The 23,503-nt window shown below is 71.0% G+C and carries 24 protein-coding genes and 1 tRNA gene; 8 read left to right on the forward strand and 17 right to left on the reverse strand.

Features of this window, described 5'->3' with window-relative positions; all coding sequences use genetic code 11:
- Positions 1-51: 51 nt before the first annotated feature.
- The 7 genes from ABD284_RS05925 to ABD284_RS05955 all read right to left on the reverse strand — a co-directional run bounded on the left by ABD284_RS05925 (position 52) and on the right by ABD284_RS05955 (position 5,726).
- Positions 52-1,323, reverse strand: coding sequence for a styrene monooxygenase/indole monooxygenase family protein (locus ABD284_RS05925; protein ID WP_344141411.1), 1,272 nt, complete (start codon positions 1,321-1,323; stop codon positions 52-54).
- Between the two features lie 591 nt (positions 1,324-1,914).
- Positions 1,915-2,610, reverse strand: coding sequence for a class I SAM-dependent methyltransferase (locus ABD284_RS05930; protein ID WP_344141412.1), 696 nt, complete (start codon positions 2,608-2,610; stop codon positions 1,915-1,917).
- A 512-nt stretch (positions 2,611-3,122) separates the two neighbouring features.
- Positions 3,123-3,629, reverse strand: coding sequence for a hypothetical protein (locus tag ABD284_RS05935; protein WP_344141414.1), 507 nt, complete (start codon positions 3,627-3,629; stop codon positions 3,123-3,125).
- 425 nt (positions 3,630-4,054) lie between these two features.
- Positions 4,055-4,139: transfer RNA gene (locus ABD284_RS05940), tRNA-Ser, on the reverse strand.
- A 10-nt stretch (positions 4,140-4,149) separates the two neighbouring features.
- The gene (locus tag ABD284_RS05945; protein WP_344141500.1) at positions 4,150-4,629 is read right to left on the reverse strand and encodes a nucleoside deaminase; all 480 of its coding nucleotides are present in this window, start codon (positions 4,627-4,629) and stop codon (positions 4,150-4,152) included.
- A 26-nt stretch (positions 4,630-4,655) separates the two neighbouring features.
- Positions 4,656-5,141, reverse strand: coding sequence for a tRNA adenosine deaminase-associated protein (locus ABD284_RS05950; protein ID WP_344141415.1), 486 nt, complete (start codon positions 5,139-5,141; stop codon positions 4,656-4,658).
- Positions 5,142-5,228: 87 nt separating this feature from the next.
- Positions 5,229-5,726 (reverse strand): tRNA adenosine deaminase-associated protein, encoded by a 498-nt coding sequence (locus ABD284_RS05955; RefSeq protein WP_311544430.1) that lies wholly within the window; start codon positions 5,724-5,726, stop codon positions 5,229-5,231.
- Positions 5,727-6,047: 321 nt separating this feature from the next.
- Between ABD284_RS05955 and upp the strand changes: the two genes are divergently transcribed.
- The 5 genes from upp to ABD284_RS05980 all read left to right on the forward strand — a co-directional run bounded on the left by upp (position 6,048) and on the right by ABD284_RS05980 (position 8,832).
- A complete protein-coding gene (upp, locus tag ABD284_RS05960; RefSeq protein ID WP_344141416.1) occupies positions 6,048-6,689 on the forward strand; it encodes a uracil phosphoribosyltransferase in 642 nt (213 codons plus the stop codon).
- A 467-nt stretch (positions 6,690-7,156) separates the two neighbouring features.
- Entirely contained in the window at positions 7,157-7,378 is a 222-nt protein-coding gene (locus ABD284_RS05965) for a three-helix bundle dimerization domain-containing protein (protein WP_344141418.1), read from the forward strand.
- Positions 7,379-7,533: 155 nt separating this feature from the next.
- Entirely contained in the window at positions 7,534-7,698 is a 165-nt protein-coding gene (locus ABD284_RS05970; RefSeq protein WP_179768322.1) for a hypothetical protein, read from the forward strand.
- A 13-nt stretch (positions 7,699-7,711) separates the two neighbouring features.
- Positions 7,712-8,230: a PH domain-containing protein gene (locus ABD284_RS05975; protein WP_344141419.1), complete on the forward strand. Its 519-nt coding sequence runs from the start codon at positions 7,712-7,714 to the stop codon at positions 8,228-8,230.
- Between the two features lie 395 nt (positions 8,231-8,625).
- On the forward strand, positions 8,626-8,832 hold the full coding sequence (locus ABD284_RS05980; protein ID WP_344141420.1) for a hypothetical protein: 207 nt from the start codon (positions 8,626-8,628) through the stop codon (positions 8,830-8,832).
- A 128-nt stretch (positions 8,833-8,960) separates the two neighbouring features.
- Here ABD284_RS05980 and ABD284_RS05985 read toward each other — a convergent pair whose 3' ends face one another.
- The 3 genes from ABD284_RS05985 to dnaB form a co-directional block, all read right to left on the reverse strand.
- On the reverse strand, positions 8,961-9,419 hold the full coding sequence (locus ABD284_RS05985) for a pyridoxamine 5'-phosphate oxidase family protein (protein ID WP_344141422.1): 459 nt from the start codon (positions 9,417-9,419) through the stop codon (positions 8,961-8,963).
- A gap of 104 nt (positions 9,420-9,523) precedes the next feature.
- Positions 9,524-10,060, reverse strand: coding sequence for an SRPBCC family protein (locus ABD284_RS05990; RefSeq protein ID WP_344141423.1), 537 nt, complete (start codon positions 10,058-10,060; stop codon positions 9,524-9,526).
- A gap of 292 nt (positions 10,061-10,352) precedes the next feature.
- A complete protein-coding gene (dnaB, locus tag ABD284_RS05995) occupies positions 10,353-12,272 on the reverse strand; it encodes a replicative DNA helicase (RefSeq protein ID WP_344141424.1) in 1,920 nt (639 codons plus the stop codon).
- 342 nt (positions 12,273-12,614) lie between these two features.
- Between dnaB and ABD284_RS06000 the strand changes: the two genes are divergently transcribed.
- Positions 12,615-13,964, forward strand: coding sequence for an MATE family efflux transporter (locus ABD284_RS06000; RefSeq protein WP_344141425.1), 1,350 nt, complete (start codon positions 12,615-12,617; stop codon positions 13,962-13,964).
- Between the two features lie 57 nt (positions 13,965-14,021).
- Here the strand turns inward: ABD284_RS06000 and ABD284_RS06005 are convergent, their stop codons facing one another.
- From ABD284_RS06005 to ABD284_RS06035, 7 genes are all read right to left on the reverse strand, one after another.
- Positions 14,022-14,843 carry a peptidoglycan recognition protein family protein gene (locus ABD284_RS06005; RefSeq protein WP_344141426.1) on the reverse strand — a complete coding sequence of 274 codons (822 nt, stop codon included), beginning with the start codon at positions 14,841-14,843 and terminating at the stop codon, positions 14,022-14,024.
- Between the two features lie 162 nt (positions 14,844-15,005).
- Positions 15,006-15,452, reverse strand: coding sequence for a 50S ribosomal protein L9 (gene rplI, locus ABD284_RS06010; protein WP_311544442.1), 447 nt, complete (start codon positions 15,450-15,452; stop codon positions 15,006-15,008).
- Positions 15,453-15,477: 25 nt separating this feature from the next.
- Entirely contained in the window at positions 15,478-15,714 is a 237-nt protein-coding gene (rpsR, locus tag ABD284_RS06015; RefSeq protein ID WP_040273181.1) for a 30S ribosomal protein S18, read from the reverse strand.
- Between the two features lie 107 nt (positions 15,715-15,821).
- Entirely contained in the window at positions 15,822-16,385 is a 564-nt protein-coding gene (locus tag ABD284_RS06020) for a single-stranded DNA-binding protein (protein ID WP_344141427.1), read from the reverse strand.
- A 92-nt stretch (positions 16,386-16,477) separates the two neighbouring features.
- The gene (gene rpsF, locus ABD284_RS06025; RefSeq protein WP_311544445.1) at positions 16,478-16,768 is read right to left on the reverse strand and encodes a 30S ribosomal protein S6; all 291 of its coding nucleotides are present in this window, start codon (positions 16,766-16,768) and stop codon (positions 16,478-16,480) included.
- 90 nt (positions 16,769-16,858) lie between these two features.
- A complete protein-coding gene (locus tag ABD284_RS06030) occupies positions 16,859-18,217 on the reverse strand; it encodes a glycosyltransferase family 87 protein (protein WP_344141428.1) in 1,359 nt (452 codons plus the stop codon).
- Positions 18,218-18,220: 3 nt separating this feature from the next.
- Complete coding sequence (locus tag ABD284_RS06035; protein WP_344141430.1) at positions 18,221-20,818, reverse strand: transglycosylase domain-containing protein; 2,598 nt, start codon at positions 20,816-20,818, stop codon at positions 18,221-18,223.
- Between the two features lie 776 nt (positions 20,819-21,594).
- Between ABD284_RS06035 and ABD284_RS06040 the strand changes: the two genes are divergently transcribed.
- Both ABD284_RS06040 and ABD284_RS06045 read left to right on the forward strand, forming a co-directional pair.
- Positions 21,595-22,224: a PadR family transcriptional regulator gene (locus ABD284_RS06040; protein ID WP_344141432.1), complete on the forward strand. Its 630-nt coding sequence runs from the start codon at positions 21,595-21,597 to the stop codon at positions 22,222-22,224.
- An 87-nt stretch (positions 22,225-22,311) separates the two neighbouring features.
- On the forward strand, positions 22,312-23,391 hold the full coding sequence (locus tag ABD284_RS06045; RefSeq protein ID WP_344141433.1) for an inositol-3-phosphate synthase: 1,080 nt from the start codon (positions 22,312-22,314) through the stop codon (positions 23,389-23,391).
- The last annotated feature ends 112 nt before the right edge of the window (positions 23,392-23,503 follow it).

Here is a 23,503-nt window from a genome sequence, read left to right on the forward strand (position 1 = left end):
GGGGACCGGGTCTCTGGGAGGGCTGGGATAGGCGTATGGGTGGGCGCAGGCTCAGGCGCGGGCGGCGACCTCGGCGAGGTAGGCGCGCGCCTCGTCCTGGCTGTAGAGGAAGTTCGCGAAGTCGGAGGGGTTGTCGAAGGCGTCGTTCCACCGCTTGGCGACCTCGGGGTAGGCCGTTGCGGCCCCGGCCACCTCCAGGTAGTGCGCCGGCAGGGTGCCGGCGTAGAACTGGTCGATCATCTCCGAGAAGGCGGCCGCGTGGCGCCCGGCCTCGTGCCAGAACCGGTCGTGGACCTGCTGCATCCAGGGGGCGTCGAAGGGCGCGTCGCCGCGCTTGGCGATCTCGTCGGCGATGATGTGGGCCGAGCGGGTGGAGTTGCCCCACCCCTGGCAGCTCACCGGGTCCGAGGTCAGCACCGCGTCGGCCATGCCCAGGACCGGCAGGTCCGACGCCAGGTAGCCCACCGGCCGGCGCACGACCGGGTCGACGTGGGTGAGCACCGTCGCGGGGCCGTCGACGTCGGCCAGGACGGCGTCCTTGCACAGGCCGGCGAAGTCGGGGACGTGCTGGACCAGGCGCAGCATCATGCGCTCCCACACCTGGTCGTCGGGCACGGTGCGCTCGTCGTTCTCGTGGCAGTCCAGCGCGGAGGCCCCGGCCCGGGCCCCGATGAGGACACTGGTCACCGGCCCGGCGGTGGTCAGCACCGGGATCAGGTAGACCTCCCCCTCGGGCAGCGAGGCCGCCAGGATGCGGTCACCCGGGTGGTCCGCGCCCACCACGAACGCCTGCGCGTAGGCGCGGCGCCGCGCTCCGGCGGTGTGCTCGGCGTCGATCGGGAAGACGCGGCCCAACTGGCTGTCGCCGGTGGCCACCACGATCAGCTCGGTCATGCCGGTCTGCAGCATGTAGTCCAGGTCGCCGGTGGTCATGGCGTGGATCGTGGTCGATCCCCAGTCGTCCTCGTAGCGGTCCAGCCAGTCGGCGATCTTGACGCTGCGGTCGACGGACAGCCCCCAGCCGCCGCTCCAGTCGCTGGCGATGGTCATGTCCTCGCCGCCGCCCGGGCGCAGCGACAGGTCGACACCGCGCAGCCGCGGCGCGGCGTCCAGCCAGTCGAGCCGGTTGTAGAGACCGGCCTCCTCCTCGATGCGGCGGGTGGAGGGAAACGACATCTGAGTGAGGTCGGGACGCCCCTTGCGCAGTTCGGTGCTGGTCATGGATCCGGTCATGCGCACCTGGTGGCCGGCGTTGCGCAGCAGGTTGCCCAGCGTCAGGCCGGCCTGGCCGGTTCCGACGATCGTGATGCGACGCATGGTCATTGGGGGGTCCTCGGGTCGGGGTCGTTGCTGCGGCGGCGGACAGGTTCCTTTGCCGCCCCGCGAGGACCGCTCAATCCCTGTCCTGATGTCCGGTGCGGTGTGGCGGAATGCCGCGCTCGAGCGGGATTATTCCACCGCGTGATCATGGGAGTCCAGCCGGGCTGCGCGCGACATCGCCCGCATGGCAGGCGTTGCCGCGCCCGGGCAACTTGCGGCGGGCGCCGACGGCGCAGGTGAGCGGGCGACGGACACGGGCCGGACCCGACGCGCGATCGGCGGGCACATCACGGGGCGGCGGCCGGTCCACGGCGCGCAACGGGGCGAGCGTGCGGTGCACGCTCAGCGGCCCGCGCGCCCACCGGCGCCGCCGGACCTCGATCCGCTCGTGTGCTGCGGCGATCCGGGGGGCGAAACCGTCGTCCGTGGGGTCCATGGCCTCTCTCAGCATGACTCTCGGGGCGTGGGAAGAACCGCCCGGGGCGCGGCGGGTGCGCCGCGCCCCGAGGCATCCGCCCGATCGGCCTGGTCGGCACCGGTCGGACGGCGCGCCCGCTCAATGCGCGGGCGCGGCGGGCACGGGGGCGATGCGGTTCACGCGCGGGCGCGGGCGGTCCAGAACGCGGTGCACCCCTCGACGTGAACCTGGACGGCGTCGAAGCGGGCGTCGAGTTCCCGCCGCAGATCGCCGGCGGTGTCGTGGGAGTTGTCGAACCACCCCTTGCGGCGATAGACCGCCATGAGCGGGCCGGCCACGGGGCGCCACCCCTTCCAGTCGCCGCGGCTCAGCAGAGTGGTGCCGAAGAAGGTTCCGCCGGGCTCCAGCACGCGGGCGACCTCGTCGAAGAAGGAGGCCTTGGCGGCGATTCCGCGCCCCTGCTCATCCGCCAGGCAGTGGATGGTGAACGAGCACCCCACCGAGGAGAACCGGTCGTCGGGCAGCGGCCACGGCTCCTGCGCGTCGGCTGCAGTCGTGGTCGGCGAGAACCGCTGCAGCCGGCGGGCGGTCATCTCCAGCGGCACCTGGTTGCGATCGAGGAGGTGGAGCTTCTCGTAGTCCGCGGGCATGCCCGCGCGGTCCAGCAGCAGCCCGGTGCCCACACCGACGTCGAGGTGGCGCCGCCCCAAGTGCTCCCGGTAGAACTCCACCAGGCGTGCTGCGGTGGGACCCCAGCCGTACCACCGGCAGGTTCCGCCGAACACGATCCGGTCGTAGGTGCGCATCCATTTGGGGGTGTAGACGCTGGCGGAGGGTTGGTCATAGCCGGTACTCACGGGAGAGTCGTCCATGCTTGTCCTTCGGGGGTTCGGGTCAGCAGGCGCGCCCGTGCGGGCGCCGCGGCCTGATACCCCGCAGCCACATGAGGCACGCATAAACCCCGAAACGGACATCTCTGATGCAGTGCTGCCCCAACTGGGGCGTCTCACCGCTTGGTGCCACACGACCAGGTCACCGCACTGGCGACTTTTTCCCGCTCGGAGGATGTGGGGTGCAGGTCACGACAGAGCCCTCCACATGGGGACACCCGAAACCGGGGACTCCGCCAGGCCTCAAATCGACGCACCGGCCCCCTCCCCCTCTCCGCCGAGGCGACCGCGCCGGCCCGCCGAGTCCCCGCTGCGTTGTACCTGGTCACGGTGGCACCGCAGGCTGGGCAGCCGCATGAACTGCACGTATGCCGACGGGCGCAGAGGAGCCCGAGAGCGCCCGGCCTTCCGAGCGCCGTGTCCCAGAGCGAGTGCTCCCGCGGCCCGGTCCGCCGAGGGGCCGACGGCCGCGCACGCGGGCCCGGCTGTGCGACTCACGCCTCCGATGGGGATCGTCCCTGGAGCCCTCGGACGACGGCCTCGTCGACCCGGCCGGACCAGACCTCGGCGGCGTACAGTGCCAGTACGCGCTCTCGGCGCAGGCGAGCCCGCTGCTCCGCCGGCCTGCCGACGACGGCCGCGACCATGATCAAGGCCGCGGCCCCGGAGACCAGAGCGGTGGCCACGTCACCGTGGACGGCCGCGAAGACGGTGGCGACCGCCTGCCAAGCGGCGAGGGCCCCGGAGACGATCATCAGGAAGCGGGAGCGCCGCGCGCTCGACGGGCCCTGCCCGAGGACCCCCGCCATCGCCGCGGCGATCCGGTCGGTCTCCGCGTCGCCCGCCGGCTCTCCGCTCCGCAGGACCGACCGCGCCGCGCGCACCCGCCGCGGATCCGCGCTGCGGTCGAGGATCCGGTCCGCGCCCTTCGCCGCATCCATTCCGCCGGCGGCCCAGCCGACCACCGCCAGCAGGACGGCGCCGCACAGCCCTCCCGCCACGGAAGCGATCCATACGGCGTCCTGCGGGACGGGGGAGGCCCTCCCGGGTCCGAGCACCATGCGCGGGACCAGCGCGCCGACAAGGGTTCCGGCAGGCAGAGCGATGCACGCCTTGAACAGCCGCGGGCTGTTCCACCGGAGGATCAGGACACGCTCCCACAGGTAGCCGCGGGAGCCTGCCGAGAACTCGGGGCCGCCGCCCGCATGCGCCCCGCCGTCCGGGGAAACCGCCTGCCGCCCGGGTCCGGGCCCGCCCGCACTCACCGGACGCCGCCGCCCCGGATGAACGGCAGAGTCCCGCGTTGCCGCATCCGGCCGCGGCCGTCGTGCTTGAGCGGCCCGGGTGACCGCACCCGTGCACCTCGGGCACGCGCACACACGAGAGGAGCCGACCGCCCGCATCGGGCGGCCGACTCCTCCGGCGGCGGTGGAGGTGGGATTCGAACCCACGGTAGGTCTCCCTACACTCGCTTTCGAGGCGAGCGCCATCGGCCACTAGGCGACTCCACCGCTCGGTACTCTACCGGATACGGCGCAGTGAGAAGAACTCGGAAAGGACCGCACCGCACCGCTCGGCCAGCTCGGGCGCGACGAGGTCGGGCGGCACCACTTCGGGGCGGTGGTTGAGGCGGGGGTCGCGGACCACGTCCCACAGGGACCCGACCGCTCCCGCCTTGGGGTCGCGGGCGCCGTAGACCAGGCGGTCGACTCGGGCCTGCACGAGGGCGCCGGCGCACATGGTGCACGGTTCCAGGGTGACCGCGAGCGTGCAGCCGCTCAGGCGCCACCCGCCGCGGCGGCGGGCCGCGGAGCGCAGGGCGAGGACCTCGGCATGGGCCGTGGGGTCGCCGCCCGCCTCGCGCTCGTTGTGCCCGGCGCCGACCACCTCGCCCGCGGCGTCGAGCACGACCGCGCCCACCGGGACGTCGCCGCTGTCGGCGGTGCGCCCGCTTTCGTCCAGCGCCAGGCGCAGCGCCGCGTCGATCCCGGCGCGGTCCATGGGCACCGGGGCGCCCCCGGTTCCGGTCACAGCCGCAGCGCCTCCAGCGGTTCGCCGAACCCGGCGCGGTCGGCGATCTCGGCGAGGACGTCGCTGGGCAGCAGCCCCTTGCCGGTGGTCAGCGAGACGAGCTCGCCGGAGGGCGTGCCGAGGTCGTCGAGCAGGAGGGTGTCCCCGCCGGGTTGCGGATAGGGCTTCTGGCCGGTCCCCTCGACCTGCTCGGGCGCCTCGATCTCGCCGCTGTCCAGCAGCAGTGCCGCGACGGAGTGCTCGTGGACGACCCGCACGTCGGAGAGGAAGACGCGGGGGTCGGAGTGGTCCTCCACACGCACCACGGCGAACCACTCGTCGTCCGCCTCCATCAGCAGGACCATCGTGCCTTCGGAGGCGGAGCCGGCGGCGTCGCGCATGATGTCGGCGACGTCGTCGATGCTCGCCGCGTCGTCGAGGTCGGTCTCTACGCCCGTCCATTCGTCGGCGACACTGCAGAAGACCGCTGAGAAGATCGACACCGCACGCTCTCCAGTCCTCTCTCGCGGGCGCCGGCCGGGGGCCTGACCTGCCGTCGATGACCGATCCACTGATCGATCCAGAGTCCCTTACCCCATCGAGTCCACCGCACGCTGGAACGCCTGGTGGAATCCGATGCGCTCGGCGATGCTGGCCAGGACCTCGTCGGGGTAGAGGTCGAGGTCGCCGGCGAGGGCGCCCAGCTCCATCTCGTCCAGGCCGAGATCGGCGAGCACCGACATGTCGCCAGCGGGCAGCACCTGGTCCAGGTCCTCGTCGTCGGGCACGTCGATGTCGAGGTACTCCAGGACGTCGCGCGCCACCTGCCAGTCCACGGACGCCGTGACGTCGGAGAGGAACAGGCTCACGTCGTCGCCGTAGAGGCGCACGATCACGAAGAAGTCGTCGCCGATGGCGAGCATGCCGATCGCGCCGCTGATGCTGGGCTGCTGCCGCAAGGCGTGCAGCAGCCCCTTGAAGTCCTGCGTGAGGGCCACCGGGAGCAGGTAGACATCCCAGTAGTCCTCCTCGCGGTACGCGACCGCGGCGAAATCGCCGCCGTCATCGTCGTCGTCGAGTTCCGTCATCGTCACCCCACCAGCCCTGCTGTGATCGGGCCAGGATCGCAGATCGTCCGGCGCGGCGTCATCGTAGCGGTCGCGGTCGCCCGCGACCCGGTTTCCCCAGAGGGAATCTGCCTCGTGATAGAAGTCGGCGCTCACAACCTCTATTACAACGGACAACCGCCCCCCAGCAGAACGTTACGGCCGACGCGATCGGGTTACGGATACTCCTCCGCTCCGTCCTCCGCACCGAATCCCAGGCCGCGCAGGGGCGGCGGTCCGCCTTCGCGCGGATAGACTCGGCGCCGATTTCCCATCGTTTGCCCAGCTCAACCGGAGTGTTCAATGGAGACCCTGGTCGTCGACCACCCGCTGGTCGCGCACAAACTCACCACGCTGCGCGACGTGCGCACCGACTCGCCCACGTTTCGCAGGCTGACCGACGAGCTCGTGACGCTGCTCGCCTACGAGGCGACCCGCGACGTGCGCGTGGCCGACGTGACCGTGGAGACTCCGCTGACGCCGATGACCGGTACCCAGCTGACCCGGCCCACACCGCTCGTCGTGCCCATCCTCCGGGCGGGGCTGGGCATGCTCGACGGGATGACCCGGCTGCTGCCGACAGCGAAGGTCGGCTTTCTGGGTATGGCCCGCGATGAGGAGACCCTGCGCCCGGCCACCTACGCCGACCGGCTGCCCAACGACCTCTCCGGCCGGCAGTGCTACGTGCTCGACCCGATGCTGGCCACCGGAGGAACGCTGGCGGCGGCGCTGCGCCTGCTCGTCGAGCGCGGCGCCGACCATGTCACCGCCATCTGCCTACTGGCCGCCCCCGAAGGGCTGCAAACCCTGACCGAAAACCTGGGCGAGCAGAACGGGGCGACGCTGCGCGTGGTCACGGCCGCCGTCGACGAGCGGTTGAACGACAAGGGCTTCATCCTGCCGGGCCTGGGAGACGCGGGCGACCGGTTGTACGGATCTGTCTGAACCGATTCCGGTCCGGCGGCATCGGACCCCGTGAACGCGGTTGCCGCGGGGCGCCGTCGGCCGGCCGTACGGACCGGCGACGGGTCCGCCTTTTTTGTATCAATCCGAATAAAGATGATTGGACATCCGAAATCAGGGAAGACCCCGGTTGGTTCGAACAGGCGCTCGGACGATCATCCGCGCTGGATTGGTGACCGCGTTCTGAGCACCCGGAACACGACGATTTACGTAGGCCGAATTCAGACTGATATGGAGTCGTGACACTCAGGGTCGATCATGGGCAACAGTCGCCCCCGACTCACCGACAGACCACAACCGCAGACACCCTCCCCCCATCCCCGATAGCCGAACTCCGACAACCATCGGCCATATGCCCGACCCGTAATATTGACCCCGAGGGCCGTTACCAAGCGCCTGCTTGCGGGTACACAGCGCAACCGGTCACCCTTTTCCCTCGAAGGAGTGAGATGCCCGAGAAGACCACTACGCCGCGCGACCTCTCCCCCGTCGTCGAGCGCCTGAACTCCGAGTTCACCGGAGTACACGACGCCGCCACCATCACCCGATGTGTGGACGCGGCGCGCCAGGGCGCCCTCGACGTCACCGGACGGGCGACCCCCGAGCTCGTGGAACGCATCGCGCGACAGCACCTGCAGGTCCTCGCACTCGCCTTCGCCGAACGCCGCTGACCGGTCCGGCCACCCGGCCGGCAGCCGGGTGACCAGCACCACACCCCGCACCGGGAACGCCACGCCCGAAACGGGCATCTGGCTTTACGGGCCCGTATGTCGGTGTAACAATCACCTTGGGTCAGTGGGTCATCAGCATTCGTGGGGAGTCGGTCATGGCGAGGTTGAAGAAGTGGCTGGGGTACGCCCTCATCGCTTTCGTCGCGTTCTATCTGCTCACTCAACCGGAAAGCGCTGCCGGGGTCATTCAGACCGGGGTCGGGGGACTCATGTCGGCCGCCGAATCACTGTCCCGATTCGTGAACACCCTGAGCGCATAGGGGTCGCCCGGCCATGAGGCTCGTCGCACCGCCGAACCGGGCACCGGCATCTGTCAACCGCTACCTGCTGCCCTACGAACAGGACGTCGTCACCATCCGGCGGCACCCGGCGGTGCTGATCGGACCCGTTGCAGCCGTGCTCGGTGCACTGATCTTCGCGGGCATCCTCAGCAACACCGTCATCGCGGCGAGCCCCGCCGCGCTGGCGGTGATCTGGTGGGTGTGGCTGCTGATCCTCGTCTGGTTCGTCTGGCGCGTGGCCGAGTGGTCGGTCGACTACTTCGTCATCACGTCGCAGCGCCTGCTGCTGACCCAGGGACTCATCACCCGCCAGGTCAACATGATGCCCCTGGGCAAGGTCACGGACATGCGCTTCGAGCGCTCGATCATGGGCCGCTTCCTCGGATACGGCACGTTCGTCATGGAGTCCGCCGGTCAGGACCAGGCCCTGAGCCGGATCAACTTCGTGCCCTATCCGGAACAGCTCTACCTGGAGGTCGTCGGCCTGATCTTCAAGGACCCGAACGAGTGATCCGCGCTTCCGGGCGGGGTGTGCGCACGCCTTCCCGGTGACCGGGTCCTGGTACCCGCGACTCGACACCGGCGAGGGCCCGGCCGCGCGGCCGGGCCCTCGCCGTCTTTTTGCCCCGACCGGTGCGGCGGAGGGCAGGCGCCCCGCGCCGTCCCTCCGCCGCCGGGGCCGTGCTGATCCGCCCGGCGGCGCGCGCCACCCCCGCCTCCGGTTCAGTCCGGACTTCTCGTCTGTTCACCTTTTGTTCACTTTGGCGATCGAGCTCCAGCTGGAGCCCCCTGTCACCGCACGACCCGAGGGACACCCCGGGGTATCCAGATTGACTTCCAGGTGAACGAAGGGTTAACTGTAGTCTTCATAGAGGCGAACAAGGGGGTGCCGCAATGAACCGACCGGTGAGCCCGGCGCCACAGACCAGCCGTACCGCTCCGGCCCGCCGCCGCGCGCGCAACGCGGCGCGGTTGCGGAGCTCCGCTCCGGCGCCCGCCGCTCCGCAGCAGCGCGAGGCCGCGGAGTCCGTCGCTTCCGACCGCCCGCTGCTGAGCTGGGTGCTGGTGACCGACGACAGCGGACGGACCCACCCCGAGGCCCGCTGGATCTGACGCGACGGGGGTCTCCGTCGCCGCTGAGGGGCCGGCCGCACGACGCGGCCGGCCCCTCAGCGCTCTGCGGCCCGCCGACGCGCTCCTCCCGCAAGCGGGGGCAGCTCCGCCCCCGCCGGCTCGGCGCCCTACACGACCCGGTGCCCGGTCGTGCCCCCGTGGTCGGAGAGGTCCGCCGAAAGCCAGCGCTCGGGCCGCAGCACGTAGACCGCGTCGTCGAGCTCGCTGCGAGCCGCCCAGGCCGCCGCGAAGTAGCCCTCGACGGCCTCGGGCAGCATGTAGCGCTCGGTCATGGTCCGCAGCCGATCCTCGGTCAGCGGCTGCCGCTCGGCGGGGCCCTCGACCGAGACGTAGCGCACCCGCGGCTGGACGGACTCCACCATCAGCGAGAACCGTCCGTGCTCGTCGATGAGGCGGCCCTTGCGCGACCGGCGCCCGGTGATGATCCACGGGTCGCCGCCCGGTTCGCAGGCATACCAGATCGGGACGGTGAGCGGGGCTCGGCCCTCGCCTGCGCTGACCGAGAAGGCGGCGACGCGCGGTTCGGCCAGGAAGGCCCTGCGCTGCTCGCCGGACAGGGCGGACACGGTGTTCACCTCGCGTTCGGTGCGGCGCCCGGCGCGACGCCGGGCGTGTATCCCAGGGCCGTCCCGGGCCGCGCATCGGCGTCTCGGCAACGGCTGTGCACAGGCTACGCCGCGGAGCCGTCCTCGGCGCGGGACGCGAGGCCGCGCAGAGTGGTCTCCATTCCGGCGCGCAGCTCGTCGAGGCGGCCCAGCACCAGCGGCTCCTCCAGGTCGGGCATGCGGTCGACGGCCACGGTCAGCCCGGAGCGGCCCGGGCCCAGCCGGACCTCGTGGCGCAGGAGCGTGCCGCCCGCGCGCGGCCGCAGCGTGTAGCGCCACACCGCCATGGGGTGCTCCGGGTCGTCCGCCGGCGGGCCGAACCGGCCGTCGGCATCGAGCACGGCCCACGCGAAGACCTGCTCGGGCACAAGCTCGACCACTTCCGATACGGTCCGCCAGTCGCCGAGGCGGCGGTTCCGGTTGTATCCGGCGAACCGCGCACCCAGGGCCGGAACCCCGTCGCCGCCCAGCCACTCGGCCCGCATCAGCTCCGGGCTGTGCTCGGCCGGAAGCCCGATGTCGGTCACCAGTTCCCAGACCCGTGCCGACGGCGCCGCGACCAGCCTCTCGCACTCGGTCCGGGGCCCGTCCGCTAACCGCATGGCGCTACCTCCCGCACCGCAGACCGTCCGACCGCCCAGTCTGCCAAAGGCGCCGGAGCCGCCGCCCAGCCCTCCCCCCGGCCGCCGCGCAGATCGCTTTGTCGACAAATCGGCCCGTGGCTAAAGCCTTCCCGGCACAACCGAAACCCGCACCTGCTCGGCGAACGGCCCTTCTCCCGAAGGCGCCCGCCGCACTCCTCCGCGAACGCCGCCCTGTGCCGCACGACATCCGCGGCTCACGACCGACGTACCGTGCCCCGCCGTCGAGGCCGCGGCGGTGCGGGTCGACATGTCACCCCGGCGCCATGTCGACGAATCGGCTGTAGTGGCCCTGGAACGCGACGGTGACCGTGGCCGTGGGGCCGTTGCGGTGCTTGGCGACGATGAGGTCGGCCTCGCCCGCGCGGGGGGACTCCTTCTCGTGCACGTCCTCCCGGTAGAGCAGGATGACCATGTCCGCGTCCTGTTCGATCGACCCGGACTCACGGAGGTCGCTGACCTGGGGTTTCTTGTCCGTTCGCTGCTCGGGACCACGGTTGAGCTGGGACAGGGCGATGACCGGGACCTCCAGCTCCTTGGCCAGGAGCTTCAGCGAACGCGACATCTCGGAGACCTCCTGCTGGCGGCTCTCGACCCGCCCGGCCGAGCTCATCAGCTGAAGGTAGTCGACGACCACCAGCTTGAGGTCGTGCTGCTGCTTTAGACGGCGGCACTTCGCGCGGATCTCCATCATCGACAGGTTCGGCGAATCGTCGATGAACAGCGGTGCGCCGGCGACCTCGCCCATCCGGCGGGCCAGGCGGGCCCAGTCGTCGTCGGTCATCAGGCCCGACCGCATGGTGTGCAGCGGCACCCGGGCCTCGGCGGAGAGCAGGCGCATGACGATCTCGTTGCGGCCCATCTCCAGGCTGAAGAAGACACTGGTCAGCTGGTTCTTGATCGAGGCGGCCCGGGCGAAGTCGAGAGCGAGGGTGGAGTTGTGGGTGGGGATCCGCGCACGGGTGGCCAGGTACAGGTGGTCGGGGTGGTCGACCTGGACACAGCGCACCGGAACGCTGGGCACCTTCCGGGCCGCGACCACCCGGTGGGGTTCTCCGCTGCGCGCCGCGGCGTTGTCCACAGGCTGGGGATCGAGCAGGGCGGTCGCGGCCGGACCGCCGGGCGCCGCCCGGGGGGCGGTGGCCGGCGCCCCCCGCCCGCCGGGTCTCATGCCCGGCGCACCGATGGCGACGCCGACCGGATCGACGCCGCCCCCGCACTCCAACTCGGCGGCGATCTCGCCGGTCGTGGACAGCACGTGCGCCGGCAGCCCCGCGGCGTCGCGGCGCAGCGTGGGCCACTGGTGCCGGGCGTCTGCCACGACCGCGGTGCCGTCGGCGAACACCAGCTCGTAGCAGGGCCTGCGGTACATCACGTCGGTGGCGGCGACGACGCGCGCGGGGGTGCCGTCCGCGGCCACGAGGTCCTCGCCCACCGCGACCTCGCCCATGGTGGTCCAGCCGCCGGGCGTGGGCAGGGGGGTGTCCAGCGCGAGCGCCTTGCCGACCGCCGGACGCGCCGCGATGATGACCATCTGCCCCGGGTGCAACCCGTTGGAGAGCTGGTCGAAGTCGGTGAACCCGGTGGGCACGCCGGTCATCGAGCCGTCGTGCGCGGAGATCGCCTCGATCTCGTCCAGGGCCCCGGGCATGACGTCGCTCAGCGGCAGGTAGTCCTCGCCGGTGCGCTTCTCGGCGACACGGTAGATCTCGGCCTGGGCGTGGTCGACGAGGTCGTCGACCTCGCCGTCGCCCGAGTAGCCGATCTGGGCGATGCGGGTGCCGGCCTCGACCAGGCGGCGCAGTACAGCGCGGTCGGCCACGATGCGGGCGTAGTAGCCGGCGTTGGCGGCAGTGGGGATCGCCTCGGTGAGGGTGTGCAGGTAGGGCGCTCCTCCCACCCGCGTGATCTCGCCGCGCTTGGTCAGCTCGGCGTTGACCGAGATCGCGTCGACCGGCTCGCCGCGGGAGAACAGGTCGACGACGACGTCGAAGACCGTCTGGTGCGCCGGCCGGTAGAAGTCGGCGGACCGCACGATCTCGACCACCTGGGTGATGGCCTCTTTGGACAGCAGCATGCCGCCGAGCACGCTCTGCTCGGCCATGATGTCGTGCGGCGGTGTGCGCTCGAATCCGGTGCCGGTGCCGTCCGGCGGGTGTTCGGCGACGCTCACGTGGATTCCCCCTGCTTCACGATCGGCATGACGAGCATGCCCGAGCCTGGATTCTCGCGACTGCGGGACCCGCAGCGCAAAGCAGCCTGTGGACACGCTTGGGGAGATCCTGTGGACGACTGGGGTGAATCTGCGGATAGCTTGTGCACAGCGCCTGTGGATAACTTCGGACTGCCGTGCCGATATCCCTAGTGACCTGCGTTTACGTTGTGCACCGGTTGTGCGTGAAAGAAATTTCCCCAGAAGCTGTCCACAAGTTATCCACAAGCTCCCCCTGGTTTGGTGGACAACTCCGCCCTGCAACTCGAACGTGTGTCCGTTATCCCCTACCGTTGCACGGACATGCCCGCTCTCCTCTCGGCGCCGCCCTTCCGCCACGCCCACGACCGCGAGATCTTCCGGCTCGCCGTGCCGACCTTCTTCGCACTGGTGTCCGAGCCGCTGTTCCTGCTCAGCGACACCGCCATCGTGGGCACGCTGGGAACGGCGCAGCTGGGCGGCCTGGGTGTGGCCGGCCAGGTGCTGATGACGCTGGCCAACCTGTGCATCTTCCTCGCCTACGGGACCACGTCGGCCGTCGCCCGCCGCTTCGGCGCGGGCGAGATCGCCGCCGGGCTGCGCAGCGGCATCGACGGGCTGTGGCTGGCGCTGCTGATCGGCGCGGCCGTCCTCGCTCTGGGCTACCCGACCGCACCGTGGCTGGTAGCGGCGCTGGGCGCATCGCCCGAGGTCGCCCCGCACGCGCTCGTCTACCTGCGCATCAGCCTGCTCAGCACGCCCGGACTGCTGATCATCATGGCGGGCACCGGGGTCCTGAGAGGGCTGCAGGACGCCACGACCCCGCTCGTCGTGGCCGTGGGGGCCAACCTGGCCAACATCGGGCTGGCCGCGCTGCTGGTGCTCGCGCTGGACTGGGGAATCGGAGGCTCGGCCTGGGCCACCGTCGCCGCCCAGACCGCCGGAGCCGCCCTCTACGTCGCCGTCGTCCTGCGGGCGGCCCGCCGCCACGGCGTCTCCGCCGCCCCCAGCCTGGAGGGCCTGCGCGCGGCCGCGGGCGCCGGGGCCGCGCTGTTCGTACGCACCGTGTCGCTGCGCGTCGTGCTGGTGGTGTGCACCGCCGTGGCCGCGCGGCTGGGCGACCCCGAGATCGCCGCGCACCAGGTCGCCACCCAGATCTGGTCGCTTCTGGTGTTCGCCATGGACGCGATCGCGATCGCCGGGCAGGCCATCATCGGCCGCTACCTGGGGGCCTCCGACCCCGGGGGCGCCCGCGCGGCCACCCGCCGCATGGTCGAGTGGGGCGTCCTCGCCGGCCTGCTGTTCACCCTCGCGGTCTTCGCCGCGCGACCGTGGGCCCCGCTGCTGTTCACCGACGACCCGCAGGTGCGCAGCCTGCTGCTGGGCGCGCTCGTGGTGGTGGCCCTCATGCAGCCGCTGAGCGGGGTGGTGATGGTGCTCGACGGCATCCTGATGGGCGCGGGCGACCAGCGCTACCTCGCCTGGGCGAGCTTCTGGACGATGCTGGTGTTCCTGCCCTGCGCCGCCGCGGTGCGGATCGGCCTGGCCGACGCACCGCAGGGTCTGGTGGGGCTGTGGTGCGCGTTCGCCGTGTGGATGGCGGCCCGCGGCGCCACCCTGGCACTGCGGGCGCGCGGCGACGCCTGGCTCGTGAGCGGGGCCGCGCGCCCGTGACCGCCGCCTCCCGGCCGCCGGAGCCGGCGGTCGGGAGGCGGCACGGGAGCGGCGTCCTCAGCCGTCCCGGGGACCCACGGCCGGGCCGTGGTAGAAGGGCGCCCGGCGCTCGTCGGCCGGGACGTCGGGATAGGTGGGCAGGTGCTCCTCGGGCACGGCGGAGTCCTCGCGCAGCACGACCCGCGCCTCCAGGCTGCGCAGCCGCGCCCGCACGTCGCTGCGCAGCTGCGGCAGCATCGCGTAGAGCCGGTCGCCCGGGCAGGCGGTGGCGTTGTAGTCGCGGTGGCCGACGATCGCGGTGGCGGGGTCGAGGCCGTAGGACAGGCACAGCCACGCGCAGGTATCGGTGAGCGCTCTCATCAGGTCCCGCGGCGGCGTCGCCGACACGTAGTTGCCCTCGTTCTCGATGCCGATGGTGTGCTTGTTGTGGTTGGCCGTGTGCGCTCCCACGACGTGGTTGTCGGCGGCGATCGCCTTCAGGGAGCGGTTGCGGCCCTCCATGACGTGCCCGCCCCGGCTGATGGTGAGCTGCTGCCCGGTGTCGCTCCAGCCGTTGGTGTCCATGTGGAAGTTCTGTATCGACCGGGACAGCGCGAAGGCGTGGCTCTTGCTGCGGTTCGAGCTGTTGGCGGTGGCGGTGTGGTGTACCACGATCCGGTCCGGCGGGGACGAGCGCACCACGGCCCAGTTCTTGGGCTTGCGGGCGTTCCAGTCGCCGCGGGTGTACACCCGCGGCCGCACTCCCGCGAACGCCTCGCCGGCCGCGGCGAGGTCGACGGCGCCGCCGAGCAGCACTCCCCCGGCCGCCAGTGCGGCTCCGTGCAGGACGCTGCGGCGCTCGACGCCCGCGTCCGTTCTCTCCGCATCCCGACTGGACATAACGGCCTCACCCTTCCTGTGGAGCAGCTGGCCCACAGGACAAGGTAAGTCACTCTTTGTCGTTAAAGCGTTACATGATGTCGGCGTGTCGCAGAGGTCCTCCGACGCACGAAAAGGCCCCGGCCCGTCGCGGGGCCGGGGCCTGGTCAGGCAGTCGGTCGATCAGACGCCGACGACCTGAACGGCGATGGTGGCGCTGATCTCAGGGTGCAGGCGGATCTGCACCTTGTGGTCGCCCACCGACTTGATCGGGTTGCGGATCTCGATCCGGCGCTTGTCGACCTCGGGGCCGCCGGCCGACTTCACGGCCTCGGCGACGTCGCCCGCGGTGACCGAGCCGAACAGCCGGCCGCCGTCGCCGGCGCGCTGGTTCAGCTTCACGCGCATGGAGTTGAGTCGGCCCGCGACCTGCTGGGCGTCCTCAAGGCTGCGGATCTCCCGGGCCGAACGGGCGCGGCGGATCGAGTCGATCTGCTTCTGCCCGCCGCGGGTCCACCGGATGGCGAAACCGCGGGGCAGCAGGTAGTTACGGCCGTAGCCGTCCTTCACCTCGACGACGTCGCCCGGGGCGCCGAGGCCGGTGACCTCTTGGGTCAGAATCAGCTTCACGACAAACCTCCCTCGAAAATCCCCGTTAGCGAGCGGTGCTGGTGTAGGGCAGCAGCGCCATCTCGCGGGCGTTCTTGATCGCGGTCGCGACGTCGCGCTGATGTTGCGTGCAGTTGCCGGTCACCCGGCGGGCGCGGATCTTGCCCCGGTCGGAGATGAACTTCCGCAGCAGGGTCGTGTCCTTGTAGTCGATGTAGGTCAGCTTTTCCTGACAGAACAGGCAAACCTTCTTCTTGGGCTTGCGCGCTGCCGGCTTCGCCATCGTGGTGCTCCTTTAGCAAGAGCCCCGGGTATCCCGGGGATGGTCATTCGGACAGGATCGCGGGCGCGCGCGGCGTCGGCCGCGCGTGTCCGCGAGTGGAACAGCGATCAGAACGGGGGCTCGTCGGAGTAGCCTCCGCCACCGCCGCCGAAACCGCCGCCGGTGGCCCAGGGGTCCTCGGCCGGAGGACCGGAGCGGCCGCCCTGGGGACCGCCGAAGCCGCCCCCCTGGTTGCCGTAGCCTCCGCCACCGCCCTGGCCTCCCTGGCCGCCACCGCCGCCGAAGCCGCCGCCCTGGCCGCCCTGGCGCTGCACCTTGGTCACCTTTGCGGTGGCACTGCGCAGCGCGGGGCCGACCTCGTCGACGTCGATCTCGAAGACGGTGCGCTTCTCGCCTTCCTTGGTTTCGAAGGAGCGCTGCTTGAGGCGGCCCTGCACGATGACGCGCATGCCTCGCTGCAGGCTCTCGGCCACGTTCTCCGCGTACTGCCGCCATACGGAGCAGGTGAGGAACATCGACTCGCCGTCGCGCCACTCGCTGCTCTGCCGGTCGAAGATGCGCGGGGTCGAGGCCACGCGGAAGTTGGCGACCGCGGCCCCGCTGGGGGTGAATCGCAGTTCCGGGTCGTCGACGAGGTTGCCGACGAGCGTGATCTGGGTTTCGCCTGCCATGGATCGGCTCCGGTTCGACTAGTTCGGATCAGGCGTGCGGGCGGGGAACGCCGGGCGGTCGGGCGCCGGTGGCCGCGGGAACTCGGTCGCGCCTAGTGGGCCGCGGGACGCAGGATCTTCGTGCGCAGGACGGCCTCGGTCAGGTTGAGCTGGCGGTCCAGCTCCTTGACGGTCGCGGGCTCGGCCTGCAGGTCGATCACCGCGTAGATGCCGTCGGTGTTCTTGGCGATGTCGTAGGACAGGCGGCGCTTGCCCCAGACGTCGACCTTCTCGACCGTTCCGCCGTCGTTGCGGACGACCCCGAGGAACTGCTCCAGCGACGGGGAAACCGTACGCTCGTCGAGGCTGGGGTCGAGGATGACCATAACTTCGTAACGACGCATGGGCGTTCGTACCTCCTCTGGACTGTCGCGGCCATGGTCTCTCCATGGCAGGAGGGCATTGAGCCAGACGAGAGCCAAGGTTACCAGCAGTCAAGCCCGCTGATCGCCCTTCCGCAGGCAATCCACAACCGTCAGCGCGCACATCGCCGCGACCGCGGCCAGCCGCCCCAGGAGCACCAGCGCATAGCCCGCGAACGGCAGGCCGGCGGGCGCGCCCGCCGTCGCGGGATCGCTCTGCTGGGACACGTACAGCAGGTGCTGCCAGATACCGAAGAAGTAGCAGGCCTCGGCCAGCTGCCAGAGGCCGAAGACGGCCAGCGCGGCACCCGGGCGCACCGTACGCGGCCAGGCCAGGGCCGCCAGCGGCAGCAGCCACAGCACGAACTGCGGCGACCACACCTTGTTGGTCATTAAGAACGCCGCGACCACCAGGAACACCAGCTGCTCCAGCGGCGGCCTACGGCGGGCCAGGAGCCCGAGCAGGGCGATCCCGGCGCAGGCGACCAGGAGCGCACCCGTCCCCGTGGCGTTGACCAGGTCCAGGTCGCCGGAGTCGAAGACCCCGTAGCCGCCCAGGGCGTAGTAGACCGAACCCCAGTCGGTACCGCGCTCCCGGCTGAACGTGAAGAACGTGGCCCAGTTGTGCGGCGCCGCCAGATAGACGGGCAGGTTCACCGCCGTCCAGGCGAGGACGGCTCCGGCGAGTGTGCGCAGGAAGTCCGCCGCCGGCGGCCCGCCCTCCTTGCGCCACAGCTCGCGCACCATCAGCACGAACATCGGCCCGAACACCAGGAACGGGTAGAACTTCGCGGCGGTGGCCAGGCCGATCAGCGCGCCCGCGGCCCACATGCGCCCCCGGGAGTAGAACGCGAGCCCGCCCGCCAGCAGCGCCACCGCGAGCAGGTCCCAGTTGATCAGCCCGGCCAGGACAGCCGACGGGGCCAGCGCGACGAAGCCGCCGGCGAGCAGCGCCGCACGCGGCCGGAACGCCGTGTCTGCGGGCTCCAGCCCGCCGCGGCCCGCGATGCGGCCGGTGGCCACCACGGCGGCGACCAGGCAGCAGCCGAGCACCACCGCGGTCAGGTCGAAGTAGGCGAACGCGCGGCCGACGCCCTCCGGCAGCCAGGAGACCGCACGCGATGCGGCGTACATCAGGCCGCCGGTCAGCACCGGGTACTCGGTGGGCACGTCGAGGTAGGGGACCTGGCCGCTGCCGAGCCCGTCGCGGTAGTACAGCGGGAAGACGTCGCTGTAGCAGGCGTAGGTGTACTGGCCGCCGTCGATCCACGCGCCGCCGAACCGGCACGGCCATTTGGCGAGGTAGGCCAGGACCGCGCCCGCTGTGCCGAGGGCGACCAGCCAGAGTCCGGTCCGCCCCGGTTCCTGGAATACACGCCGCGGGCCGGCGGCTGCCGCGCCGCCGGCCCGCGATCCGAGAGCCATACTCATCGGCTATCCGCTGTTGGCGATCGGCCAGCCGCCACCACCGCCGCCGTCGCCGCCGTCACCGTTGGTGGGGGTCTCGGTCGGCGTTTCCGTCGTCTCGCACTCCCACACGGGACGGCAGGGCTGTTCGGTGGCGCCCCCCGGCGGAGTGGTCTCCGGGACCTCCGGAGTCGGGGAGGTCGGCGTCTCGGTGGGTTCCGGCTCCTCCGACTCCTCGGTCTGCGTCGGCGTCGGCGTGACCGTGGGCTCAGGCGTCGGGCCGTAGCGCTTGGAGGAGCCCCCGTAGACGGGCTCGGGGAACTCCTTGACCTCCTTGCCCTTCATCGCCTCGGTCATGAACGCCTTCCAGATCTTGGCGGAGGTGGTACCACCGTAGATCGCGCTCACGCCCGGGATGACCAGCTCCTCGCCGTCGTCGCGGCTCAGACCCACCGATGTGGCGAGCTGCGGAGTGAACCCGACGAACCAGGCCGACTTGGCGCTGTTGGAGGTACCGGTCTTGCCCGCCACGGGGCGGCCGTCGGGCAGCGCCGCCGCGTCGCCGCCGCCGTTCTCGACCACCTGGGTCATCGCGTAGGTGGCGTCGGCGGCGGTTTCCTCGCTGAAGGCCCGGGTGCCCGACTCCAGCTTGGCCTGGTCGTTGGGCTCGACGACCTCGCCCTCGGCGTTGGTCACCTTGGTGATCATGTGCTGGGGCACGTGCACGCCGCCGTTGGCGAAGGTGGCGAACCCGGCGGCCTGGTCCAGCGCCGAGACCCGGTAGGTGCCCAGTGCGATGTTGGGCCCCATCTCGGCGGTCTCGAACTGGTCCTCGGAGACACCGGCGGCCCCGGCGGTCTCGACGACCGCGGCCGGCGTGGTCTCGATCGCCAGCTGCACGAAGCTGGTGTTGATCGAGTGGGCCGTCGACTCGACGAGGTCGACCTCGCCCCAGGAGCGGTTGCTGTCGTTCTGGATCGGCTCGCCCACGCCCGGGAACTCCTGAGGGGAGTCGCCGTTGAAGGTGCTCTTCAGCCCGATCCCCTGCTCCAGGCCGGTCGCCAGCACGTAGGGCTTGAACGCCGAACCGGCCTGGGCGTCGAGGACGAGCGAGTTGTTCGGGTCCTCGGTGAAATCCGTACCGCCGTAGAACGCCTTGATCTCGCCGGTCTGCGGCTCGATCGAGACCAGGTGCTGCACGGTCTGCTTGGGCATGTCGGGCAGGGTCTCGCTGAAGGCCTCGCCGGCCCGCTTCATCAGCTTGGGATCCAGCGAGGTCTCGACCGTGTAGCCGCCGGTGGTCACCTGGCTGGGCTCCAGCCCGTACCGGTTGGCGAGCTCGTTGATCACGGCCTGGCGGATGTAGCCCTCCTGGCCCTCGATGTCCTGGCCGACGTCGTACTTGTCGACCTTGGGGAACTCCAGCTTGTTGGCCTCGGCCTTGGTCATCCCCAGCTCGGGGTTGTTCGCGTGCATCTCGACGAGTCCGTCGCGCGCGTAGTCCCAGCGCTCCCTGAGGATCTCCTCCATCTCCGAACCCTTTTCGATGTTCTCGAAGTTGCCGGGCTGCTGGATGATGGTGCCGATGAAGATGCCCTCGGCGGCGTTGAGGTCCTGGACGTCCTTGCCGAAGTAGGCCTGGGCGGCGGCCTGCACTCCGTAGGCCTGCCGGCCGAAGTAGATGGTGTTGAGGTACTTCACCAGGATGTCGTCGGGGTCCATGACCTGGCCCGCCTTGATGGCGATCAGGATCTCCCGCAGCTTGCGGGTGTAGGTGCGCTCCTGGGAGAGGGTGTCGTAGTAGTTGCGCGCCATCTGCTGGGTGATGGTCGAGCCGCCGCCCGCGGAGCCGCCGGTGAGCACGGCACGCATGGTGCCGGTGATCGAGATCCCCGGCTCCTCGTAGAAGTTGCGCTGCTCGGCCGCGAGGACGCCGTTGACCACGGTCTGGGGGATGTCCTTGCGCTGGACCATGACCCGGTTGATCTCGCCGGTGGTCACGGCCTCCTTGCCGTTGCCGTAGTTGATGCTCGTGGCCGCGAGGGTCGCGCTGTCCTGCTGGTCGAGCGTGCGCGGGTCGGGGGTGTTGGCGTAGGCGATCCCGAGCACCGCGACACCGGTGACGAACATCAGCGCGCAGGCGATCAGCGCGGGCTTCCACGCCTTCGCGAAGAAGCGCTTGATCGGGCCGCGGTCGTCGTACTCGTCGTGGTCGTCCCTGGCGCCGCGGCGGCGCCCGCCGCCGCCTCCGCTGCCGTGCGCGGCCCTGCGTCCGGGCCCGGACTCCGAGCGGGCACCGGCGGCGCGCCTGGCGCCGCCCTGCCTGCCGGGCTCGGGACGGCGCCTGCGGCCGTCGTCGGCCGCCGCGCCCGCGGCCGCACCTGCGGCGCGCCCGCGCCGCGCAGGACGGTCGTCGTCCCAGAAACCGTCTCCGCCGCCGCGGCCTCGTCCGCCGTCGTCCCAGTGGCCGGCGTCGTCGTTCGCCGGGTTGCGCCGACCGCCGGCGCGTTCGTCCCCCGCCGGGCCGCCGGCCCGACGCCTGCCGCCGTTGCCGCGCGCGCCTTCGGCCGGGCCGTTGGAGGCCCGGCGGCGCCCGCCGGCATTCCGTCGTCTTTCGGTACTCACGCGTCCTCGATTGCTGTTCAGCGGCCGATCGGCCTTGCGACTCGGGTAAGGGAGGGGGATGGGCCCCGCGCGAAGGAGAATCCGGCCTGTGGATCGAACCGCACCAGTCGATTCGGGGGTTCACACGTCCGCTTCATGGGACGCGCGATCGGCGCGGATGGTTTTCGATCCTCCGGAAACCTCGTCCTCTGCTTCCTCCTGTCGGCGACCTCTAGGCAAGCATCCCGTGGCGCAGCACGGCCGGGGCAGCGACACGTTCCGCTGTGGCCGACCCGGGCCCCGCTTTCCCGGGCCCGTCGGGGGGCGGGCCACAGGCGCATCGGGCCTCACGGGTAAAGCACCCGTCACGGTAGAGCGATGCCGCCGTATAGCACAACCCGGGCGGGAGCGTACCGGCCCGCCGCGATCGCCGTATGCCGAAGGCGATACGGCGTGTCCGCGACCGAATACACAGAGCGCGCACGGAGTTTCACCGAAAAGGGCGCCCGCGGTGTCCCCGACGGAACGAACCCGCAGCTCGTCCCGGTTCTCTCTCGGACGCGCCGCACGAGAAGGCGTTCGCCGACGGTGTTAGATAGCCAACATAGGGTTGCGTTATATCGAAGCGATATAGTCATACGTATATAAACCACACATTGGCCCCATCGCTGCGGAGAAGTCCGCGACCGGGCCCTCGCTGTCGGCCGCTTGGCACCGACGGCCGCGCGAGGGCGGGAACAGAACAGGCCCGCGTGCGGCTGACCCCCATAGGCGCGACGAACCAGGAGGTGCGAGGGATGAGCAACGGACGGGCGCGCGTGTTGGAGCTCGCCGTCCTCGGGCACCTCGCCGCGACCCCTATGCACGGCTACGAACTGCGCAAGCGTCTCAACTCCGAGCTCGGCGCGTTCCACGCCTTCTCCTACGGGTCCCTCTACCCCTGCCTGAAGTCGATGCTGCGCCGGGACCTGGTGGCCCAGTCCGACTCGGGCGAGCCCGGCGCGGCGCGCGGACGGCGTTCGCGGATCGTCTACCGGCTCACCGACCGGGGCCGCGACCGGCTGCACGAGCTCCTCTCCGACTGCACCCCCGCGGCCACCGACGACGAGTGCTTCGGTGTGCACTTCACCCTGTTCGGCCGCACCCGCTCCGAGGTGCGGCTGCGTATCCTCGACGGTCGGCGCGCACGGCTGCTGGAACGGCTGTCCGCGCTGCGGGAGCGCCTGAACGAGCGGTTGCAGGATCCCTACGCCGTTGAATTGCACCGCCATCGGGCAGCGGCCATCGAGAGCGAGGTCGACTGGCTCGACGCCCTCATCCGCCGGGAGCGGCGGTGCGCTGAAAGGCCGGCGGGGGCCGATGCGAGCATCGGCGGGAGCGCTTCGCCCGACGGGGCGGATCCGCCGCACACCGGCAACCGGCGCTAGCCGGAGGCGGCACGAGCCGCCGCTGGGCGCGTTCTCCCCGGCGCGCCGCGACAATCCCAGTCAGCAACGAAAAAGGAGCAAGGACCAATGGGTTCGGTACGTGTAGCCGTCGTCGGTGTTGGAAACTGCGCGGCGTCGCTCGTCCAGGGCGTCCACTACTACTCTGATGCCGACCCCGAGGCACGGGTGCCCGGCCTCATGCATGTGCAGTTCGGCTCCTACCACGTGGGCGACGTCGAGGTCGTCGCCGCGTTCGACGTCGACGCCAAGAAGGTCGGCCACGACCTCGCCGACGCCATCAGCGCGAGCGAGAACAACACGCTCAAGATCTGCGACGTGCCGCCCACCGGCGTGACGGTGCAGCGCGGGCCCACCTTCGACGGGCTCGGCCGCTATTACCGCGAGACCATAGAGGAGTCCACCGAGGACGCGGTCGACGTGGTCGCCGCACTCAAGGCGGCCGGCGTCGACGTGCTCGTGTCCTACCTGCCGGTGGGCTCGGAGGAAGCCGACCACTTCTACGCCCAGTGCGCACTCGACGCCGGGGTGGCCTTCGTCAACGCCCTTCCGGTCTTCATCGCCTCCGACCCGGAATGGGCCGAAAAGTTCACCCGGGCCGGGGTGCCGATCGTGGGCGACGACATCAAGTCCCAGGTGGGGGCGACCATAACGCACCGCGTCCTGTCGAAGCTGTTCGAGGACCGCGGTGTGGTCGTGGACCGCACCTACCAGCTCAACTTCGGCGGGAACATGGACTTCATGAACATGCTGGAGCGGGAGCGGCTGGAGTCCAAGAAGGTCTCCAAGACGCGCTCGGTCACCTCGCAGATCCCCCACGAGCTCAACGCCGGTTCGGTGCACATCGGCCCCTCCGACCACGTGCCGTGGCTGGACGACCGCAAGTGGGCCTACATCCGCCTGGAGGGGCGCGCCTTCGGCGACGCGCCGTTGAACCTGGAGTACAAGCTGGAGGTGTGGGACTCCCCCAACTCCGCCGGCATCATCATCGACGCGATCCGCGCCGCCAAGATCGCCAAGGACCGCGGGATCGGCGGCCCCATCCTCTCCGCCTCCTCCTACTTCATGAAGTCGCCGCCCGAGCAGCACAGCGACAGTGACGGCCACACCCTGGTCGAACGGTTCATCGCGGGCGAGATCGACCGCTGAGGAACGGCCGCGGCGCCGCCCGGCACCGATCCGGGGGCGACCGGCCGCCGCGGCCGTGCGCGCACGCGGCCGAGGTCGGCCGTCCGCGATGTCCCGCTCTCCGGTCGGGCCA

It is taken from the genome of Streptomonospora arabica (genome assembly GCF_039531585.1).
GTDB lineage: Bacteria > Actinomycetota > Actinomycetes > Streptosporangiales > Streptosporangiaceae > Streptomonospora > Streptomonospora halophila.